12 protein-coding genes are annotated in these 14,266 nt (G+C 66.8%); 7 read left to right on the top strand and 5 right to left on the bottom strand.

What is annotated here, in order from left to right:
* The first annotated feature begins 162 nt into the window (after window positions 1-162).
* Together B0I00_RS07525 and B0I00_RS07520 are read left to right on the top strand one after the other, a co-directional pair.
* Window positions 163-750, top strand: coding sequence for a biliverdin-producing heme oxygenase (locus B0I00_RS07525; protein WP_100866773.1), 588 nt, complete (start codon window positions 163-165; stop codon window positions 748-750).
* Window positions 747-3,311 carry an HWE histidine kinase domain-containing protein gene (locus B0I00_RS07520; protein ID WP_100866772.1) on the top strand — a complete coding sequence of 855 codons (2,565 nt, stop codon included), beginning with the start codon at window positions 747-749 and terminating at the stop codon, window positions 3,309-3,311. The genes B0I00_RS07525 and B0I00_RS07520 overlap by 4 nt, the downstream gene beginning before the upstream one ends.
* On the opposite strand, the gene rpoN is transcribed toward B0I00_RS07520, so the two are convergent.
* Together rpoN and lptB are read right to left on the bottom strand one after the other, a co-directional pair.
* Window positions 3,308-4,798: an RNA polymerase factor sigma-54 gene (gene rpoN / locus B0I00_RS07515; RefSeq protein WP_100866771.1), complete on the bottom strand. Its 1,491-nt coding sequence runs from the start codon at window positions 4,796-4,798 to the stop codon at window positions 3,308-3,310. The genes B0I00_RS07520 and rpoN overlap by 4 nt on opposite strands.
* A gap of 26 nt (window positions 4,799-4,824) precedes the next feature.
* Window positions 4,825-5,601 (bottom strand): LPS export ABC transporter ATP-binding protein, encoded by a 777-nt coding sequence (gene lptB / locus B0I00_RS07510; RefSeq protein ID WP_100866770.1) that lies wholly within the window; start codon window positions 5,599-5,601, stop codon window positions 4,825-4,827.
* A 190-nt stretch (window positions 5,602-5,791) separates the two neighbouring features.
* Here lptB and B0I00_RS07505 point away from each other — a divergent pair, with 190 nt between their 5' ends.
* Together B0I00_RS07505 and B0I00_RS07500 are read left to right on the top strand one after the other, a co-directional pair.
* Entirely contained in the window at window positions 5,792-6,178 is a 387-nt protein-coding gene (locus B0I00_RS07505; RefSeq protein ID WP_198519169.1) for a hypothetical protein, read from the top strand.
* Window positions 6,179-6,286: 108 nt separating this feature from the next.
* Complete coding sequence (locus B0I00_RS07500; protein WP_100866769.1) at window positions 6,287-7,633, top strand: TldD/PmbA family protein; 1,347 nt, start codon at window positions 6,287-6,289, stop codon at window positions 7,631-7,633.
* Window positions 7,634-7,645: 12 nt separating this feature from the next.
* Here the strand turns inward: B0I00_RS07500 and ppa are convergent, their stop codons facing one another.
* From ppa to B0I00_RS07485, 3 genes are read right to left on the bottom strand one after another with little or no spacing between them, the layout of a single operon-like run.
* Window positions 7,646-8,185 (bottom strand): inorganic diphosphatase, encoded by a 540-nt coding sequence (gene ppa, locus B0I00_RS07495; RefSeq protein WP_100867147.1) that lies wholly within the window; start codon window positions 8,183-8,185, stop codon window positions 7,646-7,648.
* Window positions 8,186-8,238: 53 nt separating this feature from the next.
* Entirely contained in the window at window positions 8,239-8,937 is a 699-nt protein-coding gene (locus B0I00_RS07490) for a DUF1345 domain-containing protein (RefSeq protein ID WP_100866768.1), read from the bottom strand.
* On the bottom strand, window positions 8,934-10,880 hold the full coding sequence (locus B0I00_RS07485) for a M61 family metallopeptidase (RefSeq protein WP_100866767.1): 1,947 nt from the start codon (window positions 10,878-10,880) through the stop codon (window positions 8,934-8,936). The genes B0I00_RS07490 and B0I00_RS07485 overlap by 4 nt, the downstream gene beginning before the upstream one ends.
* An 88-nt stretch (window positions 10,881-10,968) precedes the next feature.
* On the opposite strand from B0I00_RS07485, the gene hisS reads away from it, so the two are divergent.
* From hisS to prmC, 3 genes are read left to right on the top strand one after another with little or no spacing between them, the layout of a single operon-like run.
* On the top strand, window positions 10,969-12,180 hold the full coding sequence (hisS, locus tag B0I00_RS07480; protein WP_100866766.1) for a histidine--tRNA ligase: 1,212 nt from the start codon (window positions 10,969-10,971) through the stop codon (window positions 12,178-12,180).
* The gene (gene prfA, locus B0I00_RS07475) at window positions 12,177-13,241 is read left to right on the top strand and encodes a peptide chain release factor 1 (protein WP_100866765.1); all 1,065 of its coding nucleotides are present in this window, start codon (window positions 12,177-12,179) and stop codon (window positions 13,239-13,241) included. The genes hisS and prfA overlap by 4 nt, the downstream gene beginning before the upstream one ends.
* Window positions 13,238-14,107 carry a peptide chain release factor N(5)-glutamine methyltransferase gene (gene prmC / locus B0I00_RS07470; protein ID WP_100866764.1) on the top strand — a complete coding sequence of 290 codons (870 nt, stop codon included), beginning with the start codon at window positions 13,238-13,240 and terminating at the stop codon, window positions 14,105-14,107. The genes prfA and prmC overlap by 4 nt, the downstream gene beginning before the upstream one ends.
* The last annotated feature ends 159 nt before the right edge of the window (window positions 14,108-14,266 follow it).

Here is a 14,266-nt window from a genome sequence, read left to right as displayed (position 1 = left end):
ATCCTTGCAGGCCCGATTTTCCGCGCAGACCGGGGCCGGACGGAACTTTTCTGGGCGATTGTTGGTTTACCGGGCTTAACGGCCCTCATTGAGGGCTCGAACGGGGGGTGCTTGCACGCTTCATTCAGCGAAGCAGGCGAACAAGCAAGTTTCAGGGCATCGATGGCGAGCAGACCACAATTCGACCAAGGCACCGGCAGCACCAAGCCGGCCCGCTTCTTGCTGCGCGACAGCACGCGGGCCGACCATGATCGGGTGGATGCGGCCTTCTCGCGATTCGCGCTCGACACGGTCGAGGGCTATGCCGATTTCCTCTGCGCGCAGTATCTTGCCCACCGCGAGGTCGAAAGCTGGCTGGCGCTAGCCGATTTGCCCGCCGAATTCCGGCTGGCCGATCGGACTCCGCTGATCGCGGCCGACCTTGCCGATCTCGGCCGGCCCCTGCCCGCGCAAGGCCTGCCCAGCCCAATGCCTTCCTCGGCCGGCTTCGCGGTCTGCGCGGGCGTGCTTTATTGCTTGGCCGGGTCGAGTTTCGGTGCCCAGGTGCTGATCCAGCGCCTGCCGCACGACGCGCCGGCCCGGTTCCTCGCGCAGCCCCTTCCCGCCGGATACTGGCAGCGTCTGGTCGTTTCGCTCGAAACCATCGCCCGGCAGGGCGCCCTGCCCGCGACCCTTGCTGCGGCCCGGCGGACTTTTGCGCTTTTCGCCACGAGCGCGGAACGGGTCGTGCGCAAGGGTGCTTCTGAATGAACGAAGTACAGCCGTTTCGGGTCGATCTGACAAATTGCGACCGCGAGCCGATCCATCTGCTCGGTGCGATTCAGCCGCTCGGCTTGCTGATCGCCTTTACCAACGACTGGCAGGTGGCGCGGGTCTCGGCCAATTTCGCCGATTTTTCAGGCATGGAACCGCACCAGGCGCTGGGCATACCGCTCAAGCGGCTGCTCGAACCGCAGACCGTCGAGCGGATCGGTTCGCTGATCAGCTTTCTGTCGCAGACGGACAGCGTCGAGCGCCTCTTCTCGGCAAGATTGCTGCGTGGTCGCAACGAACTGTACGACTGCACGATCCATCGCAGCGGCCCGCTGATCGTCCTCGAGGCCGAGCCGGCCAACGAGGTATCGGGCGGCGACACCAGCAATGTCGTGCGCGCCATGCTGAGCCGGCTGACCGACGGCGAGAACGATGCCGCCTTTTTCGGCGAGGCGGCGCGCATCGTGCGCGGGGTGATCGAATTCGACCGGGTCATGGTCTATCGCTTCGCCCGCGACGGTTCGGGCCACGTGATCGCTGAATCGGCGCGCTCCGACCTCGTCTCTTTCCTCGACCTGCATTACCCGGCCAGCGACATTCCGCAGCAGGCGCGCGCACTGTATCTGCGCAACCCGTTTCGCGTCATCGCCGACGTCGGGTCGACCCCGGTCGCGATCCTGCCGCAGCTCGATGAAACCGGCTCGCCGCTTGACCTGTCGATGGCGGCGCTCCGGTCTGTGTCGCCTATCCATATCGAATACCTCAAGAACATGGGCGTCGCCGCCTCGTTGTCGATCTCGATCCTCGTCGACGGCAAGCTGTGGGGGCTGTTCGCCTGCCACCACTATTCTCCCAAGTGCCCGCCGCTGTCGGCGCGGGTTGTGGCAGAACTGTTCGGCCAGATGTTCGGCCTGCGCCTCGAAAGCCGCGAGCGCCGGCAATCGATCGAACGTTCGGAAGCGGCGCGCCGCGCTGGCGAACGGATCATCGGGGCGGTTGCGATCGACATCGAACGGTTGGCCGACGCCGAATGGCTTGGTCAGACCCTCGCGGAAATCGTTCCCTGCGACGGCGTTGCGACGATCATCGACGACGACGCCAACGCCTGGGGCTCGGTTCCTCCGCGCGCGCTGCTGCCCGACCTGGTCCACCGCCTCAACGCGATGCGGCCGGGGCAGATCTTCAGCACCGATTGCCTGGCCGAACTCATTCCCGATGCAGCCTCGTTCAGTCCTACCGCAGCCGGGATGCTGGCCATTCCCATCTCGCGCCGGCCGCGCGACTACGTCATGCTGTTCCGGCGCGAGCAGGCGCGCACGGTCACTTGGGGAGGTGATCCAACCAAGCCGGTCGATTATGGTCCCAATGGGCCGCGACTTACCCCGCGCGCCAGCTTCGATGCCTGGTTGCAGGAGGTAAAGGGGCACAGCGCGCCGTTTTCCGACAGCGAGATCAAGGGCGCCGACACCTTGCGCGCCTCGCTGGTCGAAGTTGTGCTCCAACTTTCCGAGGCGACGGTGGATGAGCGCCGGCGCGCGATTGAGCGGCAGAACCTGCTGATCGGGGAGCTCAATCACCGGGTCCGCAACATTTTGGCGCTGATCCGTTCGATCATGCGTCAGTCGCGCGGCGGCGAAACCGATCTTGGCGCCTACCTGCACCAGATCGAAGGGCGAATAGAGGCGCTTGCCCGCGCCCATGACCAGCTGACCGAGCAGCGCTTTGCCGCTGCGGGTCTGCGCCAGCTGATCGAGACCGAAGCGCGCGCCTATCTCGACGCCAAGAGCGAGCGGTTGACCGTGTCCGGGCCCGAAATCGGTCTTTCGCCGCTGGCCTATTCGACCCTTGCGCTTGTGGTGCACGAACTCGTCACCAACAGTGCCAAGTATGGCGCGCTCAGCGACAGCGGTTCGGTCGAGGTGACCTATACCTTCGATCCCGCGGACAGCCTGCGCATCGCATGGACCGAACGCGGCGGCCCGCCGGTCGCGCCGCCGACCCGGCGCGGCTTTGGCGCAACCGTGATCGAGCGGGCCATGCCGCACGACCTCGGCGGGACGGCGACAATCAGCTATCCGCCCAGCGGCGTCGAAGCGATCCTGACCATCCCGGCCCAGTATGTCGAGCAGCCGCAGGGCCCGATCGCCACTTCCTCGGCGGAACGTCGGGCCGGGATTTCGGGCCGCACCGCGACCGGCGGCGTGCCAGAGACCGTGCTGCTGGTCGAAGACAGCCTGCTCATCGCGATGGACACCGAGGATTCGCTGCTCCGGGCCGGGGTGGGCGAGGTCCGCCTTGCCAGTTCGGTTGCCCATGCCATGGGCGAACTTGATGCCAGGAGGCCGGATTTCGCCGTGCTCGACCTCAACCTCGGTACCGAGACCAGCCTGCCGATCGCGCGGCGCCTGATGCAGATGGGTGTGCCGTTCCTGTTCGCCACCGGCTACGGCGAGAACGCGATGCTCGATCCCGAGCTTCAGGAAGTGCCGATCGTGGTAAAGCCCTACAATGCCGACAGCCTGCTGCGCGGCATGGGGCTGGGCAGCATCGAACCCTAGCGCACCGCGGCCAGCGCCTTCTGCCGGCGCCGCTGCACCGACGAGCCGAGACCGATCGCTTCGCGATACTTGGCGACGGTGCGCCGCGCCAGTTCGAAGCCGCGATCCTTCAGGAGATCGACCAGCGTGTCGTCGGACAGGATTGCCTTGGGGTCTTCCGCGTCGATCAACTGCTTGATCGCGGCCTTGACCGCTTCGGCCGAGGCGCCGCCCTCGCCCTCGGTCGAACCGACGCCGGAGGTGAAGAAGTACTTCAGTTCGAATGTCCCGCGCGGGCAGGTCAGGTACTTGTTGCTGGTCACCCGGCTGACCGTGCTTTCGTGCATCTCGATCGCCTCGGCCACCGCGCGCAGGGTCAGCGGGCGCAGCTGCGACACCCCTTCGCGGAAGAATCCATCCTGCTGTCTGACCAGTTCGCTCGCGACCTTGAGGATCGTTCGCGCCCGCTGATCGAGCGCCTTCACCAGCCAGTTGGCATCGGCCAGCTTGTCCGACAGCCAGCCGCGCGCCGCCTTGTCGTCGCAGGCGCCGCGCATTTCGACATAGTAGGTGCGGTTGACGATCAGGCGCGGCAGAGTCGCCTGGTTGAGTTCGACCTGCCAGGCACCGTCGGCGGCCTGGACCACAAGGATGTCGGGCGTTACCGCTTCGCCCCCGCTGGCGGCAAAGCGCCGGCCGGGCTTGGGGTCGTAGCCGCGCAGTTCGCCCATCATTTCGGCGAAATCCTCGTCATCGACACCGCAGATCCGCTTGAGACGCGCCAGTTCGCCGCGGCCCAGAAGGTCGAGATTGTCGAGCAGCCGTGCCATGCAGGGATCGTAGCGGTCCGCTTCGCGCGCCTGAAGGGCGAGGCATTCGCCCAGGTTCCGCGCGCCGACGCCGGTCGGGTCGAGCGACTGGACCAGGTCGAGACCGCGCCGGGCCAGCGCCTCGTCCACACCGAGATCCGCTGCGATCTGGCGCAGCGGAACTGCGAGATAGCCCGCCTCGTCGAGCAGGCCGACGATGTGCCGCGCAACGAAAGCCTGCGCCCCGTCCAGCGCGGCCGGCCCGATCTGCAGGTCAAGATGGTCGGACAGCGACAGCGGCCCCGCACCGCGTTCGTCGATCGACGGACCGTCCTCGCCGCCACCGCCAGCGCCGAGGCTGCCCCCCCAGTCGGCGTCGAAGGTGTCGCGATCGCGGTCTATCGCGGTGGTGTCGATATCGAGCGGGCGATCATCCTCGGCCCGGCCTTCGCCGATCAGCTGGTCGATCGGACTGCTTTCGAGACTGGTTCGGCGCAGGTCAGGATCGACCGCCTCCGGATCGGCTTCGCGCGGCGCCGCCTCCCCCAGTTCGAGCAGGGGATTGGCGTCGAGCGCATCGCCGATGAAGGTCTCTATCTCGAGGTTGGACAGCGCCAGCAGCTTGATCGCCTGCTGGAGCTGTGGCGTCATCACCAGCGACTGGGATTGCCGAAGATCGAGGCGCGGCCCCAGTGCCATGGCTCAGGTCCCGTGCGGCGCCCGCATCACAGGGTGAAGCCTTCGCCGAGGTAGAGCCGCTTGACGTTCTCGTCGGCGACCAGTTCCTCGGGCGTGCCGGCGAACAGCACCTGGCCACCGAAGATCACACAGGCCCGATCGACGATGTCGAGCGTTTCGCGCACATTGTGATCGGTGATCAGCACGCCGATCCCGCGCGTCTTCAGGTCCTTGACCAGGTCGCGGATGTCGCTGATCGACAGGGGATCGATCCCGGCGAACGGTTCGTCGAGCAGCATGATCGACGGCTTGGCCGCCAGCGCGCGGGCGATTTCGCAGCGTCTGCGCTCGCCGCCCGACAGCGCCATCGCCGCGCTCGAACGCAGGCGGGTCAGCCCGAATTCCTCGAGCAGGCGTTCAAGTTCCTGTTCGCGCACGGCCTTGTCCGGTTCGGCCAGTTCGAGCACGCAGCCGATGTTCTGCTCGACCGTCATGCCGCGGAAGATCGACGTTTCCTGCGGCAGATAGCCGAGCCCCAGGATGGCGCGGCGGTACATCGGCAGGCTGGTCACATCGACGCCGTCCATCAGGATGCGGCCGCTATCCGGGCGAACGAGGCCCATGATCGAGTAGAAGCAGGTGGTCTTGCCCGCGCCGTTGGGGCCGAGCAGCCCCAGCACCTCACCCTTGGCGACCGACAGCGAGATGTCCGTCAGGACCGCGCGCTTGTCATAGCTCTTGGCGATCGAGATCACCTCGAGCCCGCCTTGCGGCGTCGGCTGGTTCGCGGTCGGCGGGGCGGAAAGGGTCGCGGTCTCGGTCATGGCGCGTCCGATCTACGGGCCTGCGAAGGCCGTCGCAAGTCGGCAATGCCTACAAACGTTTCAAACTGGCAGGGTTGTTGCATGGGGACCATGCACACCCTTGTGCGGGACAGTGGTTCAAGAAAGCTTGATTGCCCGCCGATTCGGTGTTCTATTTGCCGACGGGACAGGATTTCAAAGGGGACGACAGGTGGCAAAGGCCTGGCAGGACGTTGTGCCGCATCTCAAGCGGACCGAAAAGAGCGTCGATTGGCGCAAGAGCATGAGCGACAACATTGCCTATGCCCTGCTGACCTACACCGGCTTGCAGATCTTCATGACCGTCAGCGCGCTCAATCGCGGGACCAGTTCGCTGCTGCCCTATTTCGCTCTTGTGATCCTGGTTGTTGCGATCATCCCGGCCTGCCGCCACTTCGAGCGCCGCTGGGCCCGTCTCGACGAAGCGCAGCTGCATGATCCCGCCTTCGCAAGGTACTTCCGCCGCGACCGGTTCTGGTTGTGGACCTTGGCATTGGGCTTGCCCTTTGCCGTCACCGGCCTGTTCAAGCTGCTGGCCCTCGTGTTCGGCCAGCACTGACCAACCCGCCCCGGTCCGTCCCGACGGAATAGTTCCGCGCGGTTCATTGCCGTTTTGCCGTCCAGTGCCTAGATCGGCCGCTCCCGTTCACGGAGTTGCCTTCCCGCCATGCTCGACCAGACCCAAGCAAAGGACCGCGTCGCCGCGCTGATCGAACGCGCCCGCCGCGCCGGGGCCGATGCCGCCGATGCCGTCTATTCGGGCAGCGCCTCGGAAAGCGTCCAGGTCCGTCTCGGCGCGCTGGAGGACGTCGAGCGCTCGGAAAGCGAACACCTAGACCTGCGGGTCTTCGTCGGCCGGCGCTCGGCCTCGATTGGATCGTCGGACCTCAGCGACGCAGCGCTGGAGGAACTGGCCAGCCGGGCGGTGGCCATGGCCCGCGCCGCCCCCGAAGATCCCTATGCCGGCCTTGCCCCGGAAGAGCGCCTGTTCCGCGGCCCCTTCCCCGATCTCGACCTGGCCGACCCGACCGAGCCGAGCCCGCATCGCTTGCGCGAACTGGCGCTTGCCGCGGAAGACGCTGCTCGCGCGATTCCCGGCGTGACCAATAGCGAAGGCGGATCGGCCAGCGCTTCGACGCGCAGCTTCGCGCTCGCCACCAGCCATGGCTTCGTCGGCGCGAGTGGCGGCACCGGCCGCGCGATCAGCGCGACCGTGGTGGCCGGCGAGGGCGCCTCGATGCAGCGCGACTACGACTGGCGCAGCGCGCATCACGCCGCCGACCTGCCCAGCCCCGAAATGATCGGCACTCAGGCGGGCGAACGCGCGGTGCGCCGCCTGGGCCCGGGCCGGGTCAAGAGCGGACCGATGCCCGTCGTCTTCGATCCGCGCGTCGGCGGATCGCTGGTCGGTCATCTGATTGGCGCCATGTCCGGCAGCGCGATTACACGGCGGGCAAGCTTCCTGCTCGACCGAGACGGCCAGCAGGTCTTTTCGCCGGGCATCGGTATCGTCGACGACCCGCTGCTGCCGCGCGGCCTCAGTTCGCGCGCTTTCGATGGCGAGGGCCTTCCGACCGCACGGCGCAACCTGGTCGAGGATGGACGGATCACCGGCTGGCTGATGGACAGCGCCGCGGCCCGCCAGCTGGGCGCCGAACCGACCGGACACGCGGTTCGCGGCCACGGCGGCGCGCCCGGCGTCTCGCCCAGCAACGTCCACCTCGAGCCCGGCACGGTGTCGGTTGCAGAGCTCATCGCCGACATCGCCGACGGAGTACTCGTGACCGAACTGATCGGCAGCGGCGTGAACGGCGTGACCGGGGACTACAGCCGCGGCGCCTCGGGCTACCGCATCGTCGGCGGCGAAGTGGCCGGCCCGGTGGCCGAATTCACCATCGCCGGCAACCTCATCGACATGTTCCGCCAGCTTAGCCCGGCCAACGATCTGGAATGGCATCGCAGCGTCAACGTGCCGACGCTGCGGATCGACGGAATGACCGTCGCCGGGGAGTGACCCCCGGCCGGCCTACTTCGTCTTAGTCGCCTCGTAGCGATCGATGCATTCCAGCACGATCCGTTTGGCATCCTCGGCATTGCCCCACTTGCCGATCCGAACCCATTTCTCGGCTTCGAGATCCTTGTAGTGGGTGAAGAAGTGCTCGATCTGCTGCAGCACGATCGAGGGCAGGTCGGCGCGTTCGCCGACGTCCGAGTAATAGGGGAAGGTCGAATCGACCGGCACGCAGATCAGTTTCTCGTCGCCGCCGTGTTCGTCCTCGAGGTTGAGCACGCCGATCGGGCGGGCACGCACCACGCAGCCGGGAACGAAGGGCGAGCGGGCGATGACCAGCGCGTCGAGCGGATCGCCGTCGTCCGACAGGGTGTGCGGCACGAAGCCGTAATTGGCCGGGTAGCGCATCGGCGTGTGCAGGATGCGGTCGACGAACAGCGCTCCCGACGCCTTGTCGAATTCGTACTTGACCGGCTCACCGCCGACAGGAACTTCGATGATGACGTTGAGGCTTTCGGGCGGGTTGTCGCCCACGGGGATCATGTCGATGCGCATAGTGGCGCCGCCCATAGACTCAGCCGTGCTGCGCCGCAACACGGCATTTGGTCTTAGGACGAACCGCCGCCCAGCGCGTTGATGGTGAAGGCGATGACGCCGATGTTGAAGACGAAGGCCACCACGGTGTGGAACAGCACCACGCGGCGCAGACGGCTGCTGGTCACGGTGACGTCCGATGTCTGGAACGTCATCCCCAGGGTCATCGCGAAATAGGCAAAGTCCCAGTAGCCTGGCGCCTTGCTGCCGGGAAAATCCAGCCCCCCGACATCGCCGCCCGACGCCGCATCCCGCGAATAGAAGACATGCGCGTAGTGTACCGCGTAGACGAGGTTGGCAAAGGCCCAGATCAGCGCCAGCGTGCCAACGAGCTTGGCCATGGCCAGCAGGTCGCCGCCCTTGGCCGCCTTCAGTTCACCCGTGATCGCCGCCATGACCGCCAGGGTCACCAGCGCCGTGATGAGCAGCACCAGCGGACGATTGGCGTCGTTGTCGGCGGCGTGGCGGCGGATCGAATCGGGTTCGGCATCGCGCAGCACCGGCCACAGCGAGCCGAGGAACACGAGCGCCGCCCCGTCGAAGGCCACCGCCAGCGCATCGCGCCAGTCGCTCGCCCAGCCGGTGGCCTGGAGCGTCAGGTACAGCGCCGGGGCAAGGGCCAGGAAGACGAGGAAACGCGGCGGGGCAAGGCGGTTGCCGATGGTCGGCGCAGCGGTGTTCGCCGTCTTGCTGACCTTGCCCCGTGCGCTCATTTCTTCGCTTTAACGGGCCGCTTGGGCGCAAGCAACAGGTCGAGCCCGGTCGGCGCCTTGCCCGGTGCGGCGCGTTCGAGCCAGGGGTAGCGCAGGCCGCCCTTGTAGTCGATCCTGACCGTCTGGAAGCGGTCGCCGCGCTGGAACAGCAGTTCGAGCGGCCCGCCGCTCTTCGCCGCCGTGACCGCCTTCTTGAGCGCGTCGGCATCATAGGTCACGCCGTTCACCGCGACGATCTTCGATCCAGAGACGACGCCAGCGTTGAAGGCCGGGCTGTCCCACTGGGTCGCGGTCACCTTGGCGTCCTTGTCGATCGTCACGCCCAGCGAATAGGTTAGGCTGTTTACCTTTGCGTCGGCGTAACGCCCCTTGTCGTAGGGGTTGGGCTCGTCCTTCCAGACCAGCTTGTAGCCTCCCTTTTCGATCCCGCCGAGCGGGACGGGCTGACCGGGCGTACCGATCCTCGTCTCGAAGAAGCGCTTCCAGTCGTAAGGGTGGACCTGGTTCAGCTTGGTGACGATTTCGTCGACCTCGAACGGAAGCTGGCCCCAGTCGCCATCGTTCATGCCGAAGAACAGTTTGGCGAAATCGTCGATCGACTTGCGCCCGCCCGTGCCGGCGCGGATGATCTGGTCGGCCTCGAGCCAGACCAGCGCGCCTTCGGTATAATAGTCCTCGCTGCGGGCGAGGCTGGCAAACGGCTTGGGTTTGCGCGCAGCGAAGACCGGGTCGCTCCCGGTATCCTCGACCGAGCGCCAGCGGCGGCCGGCCTGTTCGGCAAAGTTGCCGGCCCAGGCGGCGAGCATGCCCAGCACCACCGGCTTGCCCTGCAGCCCCGATCGTGCGGCGAGTACCGTGCCCCAGAACTGGTCCTGGCCTTCATAGGTCCAGAGCAGATCGCCCTGCATCGGCTGGCGATAGTCGGGCGTCCACAGCCGCGCCGGGCGGCGGTACTTGCCCGACCACGAATGGCCGTATTCGTGGGGTAGCAGGTTGCGGTCGAACTCGTATTTGTCCCATTCTGTGAAAGCGCCGGGCTCGAGCTGGTTCTCGCTCGAGCGATGATGCTCAAGGCCGATGCTGCCGATCTTGTCAGACAGCGCGAGCAGGAATTCGTAATGATCGAAATGGTTGGCGCCGAAGGCGAGCCGCGCCTCGGTGACGAGATTGCGGTGGAGGTCGATCTGCTCGGGCTTGGCTTCGAGCTGTTCGGCCTTGTCGGCGATGACGTTCAGGGTGACCTTTTGCCCGAGATCCCACTTGCGGAAATAGCGCCCGGCAAAGATCGGCGAATCGATCAGCACCTCGTAATTGGTCGGCGCCCAGGCCCAGCGGTTGCCCTGTTGGGCCAGGCCATCGAGCGCGGTTGCGGCGGTGAAGCCGGCCGGCAGGGTGACGAAGGGCTGGATAGTGATCTGGCGCACGTAGTGCCCCGCCGGGTAGAGGCTCATCTTCTCCCACTGCAGGTTGAGCATGTCGGGCGTCATCGTGATGCGCCCCTCGCTCGACTGGAGCGGCGAGGTGTGGATGAACTTGGCCACCACTTCGCTGGCCCCTTCGGGCAGGGTCACGTGAAAGGCATAGACCTCGACCGGGTCGCGCTTCCATTCGAGCTTCTGCCCGCCCGCGGTGAACGAAAGGTCGACCAGTTCGGCCAATGGCCCGCGCGGGCCGTGGTTGCCGGGCAGCCACTGCGGATAGAGCAGGGTCAGCGTCCGGGTGCCCGCCGCGACCGGGATCGTTTCGGTGACGCGGTAGACGCCGCGCACCGTGTCGCTGGCGTCGATGTCGAGCTTGATCGTGCCGGGATAGGGCACGTCTTTCGCATCGGGCACGGTCTGGGCGATCGGCACGGCTAACGGAGCCGAATTGGCAGCCCGGGCGGGGGAGGAGATCAGGGTGGCGGACGTCAGCAGCAGCGCGACCAGACTTTTCGTTTTCATGCGCCGGTCATGCCGAACCTTGCGCGCGCGCGCAACGCCCGAGGCCGCACCTTTTCGACGAAGGACAAACCATGTAGGGGCCAGCGCCATGAGCACGACCCCACAGGCCATTCGCGGAACGCAGGACATTTTCGGCGCAGAGGCGGAAGCCTTCGCCCATGTCGTCGAGACGTTCGAACGCGTGCGCAAGCTCTACCGCTTCCGCCGGGTGGAAATGCCGGTGTTCGAAAAGACCGAGGTGTTCAGCCGCTCGATCGGCGAGACGACCGATGTCGTGTCGAAGGAAATGTATTCGTTCGAGGATCGCGGCGGCGAATCGCTGACCCTGCGGCCCGAGTTCACCGCCGGGATCGCCCGCGCCTACATCACCAACGGCTGGCAGCAGCACGCCCCGCTGAAGGTCGCGACCCACGGCCCGCTGTTCCGGTACGAACGCCCGCAAAAGGGCCGCTACCGCCAGTTCCACCAGATCGACGCCGAGATCATCGGCGCGGCCGAGCCGCAGGCCGACGTCGAACTGCTGACGCTCGCCGACCAGCTTCTTAAGGAACTGGGCATCGCCGACGGCGTGTCGCTCCAGCTTAACACGCTGGGCGACGGGGCGAGCCGCGAAGCGTGGCGGCTGGCGCTGATCGACTATTTCCGCGCCGTGAAGGCCGAACTCAGCGAGGATTCGCAGGACCGGCTGGAACGCAATCCGCTGCGCATCCTCGATTCGAAGGACCCGCGCGACAAGGCCTTCGTCGCCGATGCGCCCAAGATCGACGACTTCCTGAGCGGCGAGGCGCAGGAATTCTTTGGCCAGGTCACCAGCGGGCTCGACGCCGCCGGCGTCGCCTGGACCCGCGCGCCCGCGCTGGTCCGCGGGCTCGACTACTACCGCCACACCGCGTTCGAATTCGTCACCGACCGGCTGGGTGCACAAGGCACGGTGCTGGGCGGCGGGCGCTATGACGGGCTGATGGAAAGCCTTGGCGGGCCGTTCACGCCGGCCGTCGGCTGGGCGGCGGGGATCGAGCGGCTGGCGATGCTGTTGGGCAACACGGCAGAACCGAACGCGCAGGTTATCGTCGTCGTCGAAGACGACGCGCTGCTCGACAAGGCGATTGGCGCCATCACCAAGCTGCGCAGTGCCGGCCTAAGCGCCGATCTTGTCGCTGCCGGGTCACCGCGCAAACGCTTCGACAAGGCGTCGAAGATGGGGGCCGATGCGCTTGTGGCCTATGCCATCCGCGATGGTGCTGAAAGCGTTCGCGTGCGCGGCGAGCGACAGGCCGAGATCGACCGCATCCTGTCGTGACTATCTCCGAAACCCGTCTTGCCCAGATTGCCGCCCGCTTCGCCGAGATCGAGGCGCGGCTGGCTTCGGGTACGCTCGAAGGCAAGGACTTCGTCGCCGCCAGCCGCGACTTCGCCGAGCTTGAACCCGTTGCCAGGGCCGCGGCCGACGTGCGGGCCATGCGCGCCGAACTCGCCAGTCTGGCCCAACTCGACGATCCCGAGATGCGCGAACTGGCGGCAGAGGAAATCGCCCGGATCGAGGCCGAATTGCCCGAGGCCGAACACGCCCTGCAGATCGCCATGCTGCCGCGCGATGCCGCCGACAGCCGTTCGGCCATGCTCGAAGTGCGCGCCGGCACCGGCGGCGACGAGGCGGCGCTGTTTGCCGGCGATCTGCTGCGCATGTACGAACGCTTTGCCGCCGAACAGGGCTGGCGCTTCGAACTGGTCAGCGCCAACGCCAGCGATGTCGGGGGCTTCAAGGAAGTGGTGGCCGAGATCAACGGCAACGGCGTCTTCGCCAAGCTGAAGTTCGAAAGCGGCGTCCACCGCGTCCAGCGCGTGCCCGTGACCGAAAGTGGCGGTCGCATCCACACCAGCGCCGCGACCGTCGCGGTGCTGCCCGAACCCGACGAAGTCGACGTCCAGATCGAGGACAAGGACCTCAAGATCGACGTCTACCGGGCCAGCGGCGCGGGCGGGCAGCACGTCAACACCACCGATTCGGCGGTGCGCATCACCCACCTGCCGACCGGCACCGTGGTCACCTGCCAGGACGGCCGCAGCCAACACAAGAACAAGGAAAAGGCGATGCAGGTGCTGCGCGCCCGCCTGTTCGAAGCCCAGCGCGAGGCCGTGCAGGGTGAGGAAGCCGCCGCGCGCAAGGCCATGGTCGGATCGGGCGATCGCAGCGAACGGATCCGCACCTACAACTTTCCGCAGGGACGCGTCACCGACCACCGCATCAACCTGACCCTGCACCGCCTGCCCGAGGTGCTCGAAGGTCCGGGGCTTGGCGAACTGGTCGACGCGCTCACCGCCGAGGACCAGGCCAAGCGTCTTGCGGCGCTGGGGGAATGAATCTCCCCCCGATCCGCACCGTTGCCCAGGCCATCCGCTCCGCCACGGAAGTGCTCGGCCCGCGTACCGACAGCGCCCGGCTCGACGCCGAACTGCTGATGGCTCATTCGCTTGGTGTAAGCCGGTCGCAGATGTTCCTTCAGCACATGGGCGACGGCGTACCCGAAGCGTTCGCCGGCTTCGTCGAGCGCCGCGCGGGCCACGAGCCGGTGGCCTACATCCGCGGCCAGCAGGAGTTCTTCGGCCTCACTTTCCTGGTCACGCCCGAAGTCCTGATCCCCCGCGCTGACAGCGAAACCCTGGTCGAGGCGGCGCTGTCCGCCCGGCCCGATGCGGCCAGCGTGCTAGACCTCGGCACCGGGTCCGGGGCACTGTTGCTGGCGGTGCTGGAAAACCTGCCTGGCGCACGCGGGCTCGGCATCGACCGCTCGGCCGGCGCGCTTGCCGTCGCAAGGACCAATGCCGACCGTCTGGGTCTTTCCGACCGGACCGACCTGCGGCAGATCGACTGGACAGTGCCTGACTGGGACCGCGTCCTCGGCCGGTTCGACCTGGTCCTCGCCAATCCGCCCTACGTCGAAAGCGGGGCGGAGCTGGCCCCGGATGTGCGCGACCACGAACCGGCCGGTGCGCTTTTCGCAGGGGCGGACGGGCTCGACGATTACCGCAGGCTGGTCCCGGCCTTGCCCGAACTGCTGGCGCCGGGCGGCGTCGCGCTGGTCGAAATCGGCGCGACCCAAGCCCAGTCGGTTTGCGCCCTTGGCGCCGCGGCCGGCCTTCAATCGACGGTCCATCGCGACCTTGGCGACAGAAATCGGGTGATTGCCTTCACGTTTTCTCTTGGCAACGGGCCCCGTAACGCTTAAATCCAGACACAGGCCAGCGCCGGTCCGCTTTTTCGTTGACCCGCAGGCCACATCCAACATTTGCGATTCGGCGGCAGTTTGCCGCCTAAGGCAAGCAGATGGAGGGACCACGAAGCGCGATCGTGCGCCCGTGGCACGGGTCATGCGACCGTACAGGCT

Origin of the sequence: Novosphingobium kunmingense, assembly GCF_002813245.1 — a bacterium.
GTDB lineage: Bacteria > Pseudomonadota > Alphaproteobacteria > Sphingomonadales > Sphingomonadaceae > Novosphingobium > Novosphingobium kunmingense.
Note: the sequence above shows the minus strand (reverse complement) of the source record. Positions and strands in the feature narration are given on the sequence as shown.